Consider the following 1,812-nt stretch of genomic DNA (forward strand, 5'->3'; position numbering starts at 1 on the left):
GGCGGGTGGTGCATTCCTGCAACACGCGCAATTCCCCATGGAACCCGAAAAACCTGGGAAAATCAGATCATCCAGGGCGCGTAGAGCGGCGCGTTGACGGCGTTCATCTCGGCGCTGCGGCCACGCTCCCGGCGCGTCGTCTCGACGATCTCGAACGCCGTGCGATCCGACAGCAGGCGGCGCAGGGCCGCGGCATTCATCCTGTGGCCGCCGCGATAGGAGCGGAAGCAGCCGATGAAACGGGCGCCGGCCAGCGCCAGGTCGCCCATGGCGTCCAGCGTTTTATGGCGCACGAATTCGTTGGGATAGCGCAGGCCGCCCATGTTGATGACGCGGTTGTCGTCGCCGATCACCAGCGAATTCTCCAGCGAGGAGCCGAGCGCATAGCCTGCAGCCCACAGCCGCTCGACATCCTTCATGAAGCCGAAGGTGCGGGCGCGCGCGATGTCGCGACGGAAAATATCGGCATTGAGGTCGGAGGCAAACAGCTGACGGCCGATCGCCGGGCTTTCGAAGTCGATCTCGATCTCGAAACGGGTTCCGTCATAGGGCCGAAACTCCGCCCACGAGGCGCCGTTCTCGATGCGGACCGGCTTGATGACCCTGATATAGCGGCGCTTGACCGAAAGCGTCTCGATGCCCGCCTGGTCGATGGCTTCGACGAACGCCATGGCGCTGCCATCGAAGATCGGAACCTCGGAACCGTCGATCTCGACAGCGACATTGTCGATGCCGAGCCCAAACAGCGCCGCCATGATGTGCTCGACCGTGGCGATATGCTCGCCGGCGGGATCACCAAGCATGGTGCACAGGTCGGTGGCGCCGACTTCCGAAACCAGGGCACGAAACTCGCGGCCCTGCTCGGCACCGTTGAAAAGCTGGAAAACGATGCCGGTGTCGGCATCCGCCGGCATGAAGCTGATGGACACTTCCTTGCCGCTGTGGACGCCGGTGCCGGTAAGCGACGCGCGCGTCTTCAATGTCGTCTGATAGTCGTGCAAGACAATCCCCATAAGCCCGTAATGCCTAGGTCCGCTTCTCCAGCCCGAGGGCGCGGCTCTTGTGTGAATCGGTTGGCAGGGCGACTTCCCCCGAAATCCCGGCAAACCGATGATGGTAGGCAGCGAAGATAATGTCCCGTCAGGGAGACTCCAAATCACGGTTTCTTACTCTGTGTAACCGCGAACTGGAATGGGTGCGACTTTGTAAGTTATTGAAATCACATCATTTAAAACGTTAACAGGCAAGCGATTCCTCGCTTGCCTGTTAACAAATGTTACAGTCCGTTTACCAATCAGTTGGCCTGGCGGCGCAGGAACGCCGGAATCTCCAGCTGATCGTCTTCCTGAGTCGTCCTCACCTGCGGCGTCAGGCGGCCCTGATCGTCGAGTTGGCCACGGCGCGGCGCATAGAGCTGCGCATCCTGGCTGGCGAGGCGGCGCACTTCGGGCGCCGCCTGGCGCAGCTTGGGCTCACGCGGCTGCGCCGGCTGCAGCCTTGCGGGTTCTTCCTCGCGGCGGGTCAGTCCGTTGGTCAGGCGCTTCAGCAGGCCCATCGGTCCGCTGTTGTTCTCGTGGTCCACCGGGCGGCTCTTGGCATCCACCTCGGCCTTGACGACCGGCGGGAAGTCCTCGACGCGCGGCATACGCTGAGGTGCCATGGCAACAGGCTGCGGGGCTTCGCGCAGCATCTCGCGCGGCTGCGGGGCCGGCTGCATCTGCTGGACCACCGGCTGCGGCATCGGCTGTGCTGGCGGCGCCTGGAAGATCTTGCTCTGTGGGCGGAAATCTTCTGCGTGAGCGACAGGAGCCG

General features: G+C 63.1%; 1 protein-coding gene and 1 pseudogene. Both read right to left on the bottom strand.

Annotation, left to right across the window (positions count from 1 at the left end):
• Positions 1 to 62 precede the first annotated feature (62 nt).
• Complete coding sequence (lpxC, locus tag EN969_RS29515; RefSeq protein WP_013530964.1) at positions 63 to 1,013, bottom strand: UDP-3-O-acyl-N-acetylglucosamine deacetylase; 951 nt, start codon at positions 1,011 to 1,013, stop codon at positions 63 to 65.
• A 281-nt stretch (positions 1,014 to 1,294) separates the two neighbouring features.
• Positions 1,295 to 1,812: pseudogene (locus tag EN969_RS29520) on the bottom strand (cell division protein FtsZ); the annotation flags it as partial.

It is taken from the genome of Mesorhizobium sp. M7A.F.Ca.CA.003.01.2.1, assembly GCF_003998945.1.
GTDB lineage: Bacteria > Pseudomonadota > Alphaproteobacteria > Rhizobiales > Rhizobiaceae > Mesorhizobium > Mesorhizobium ciceri.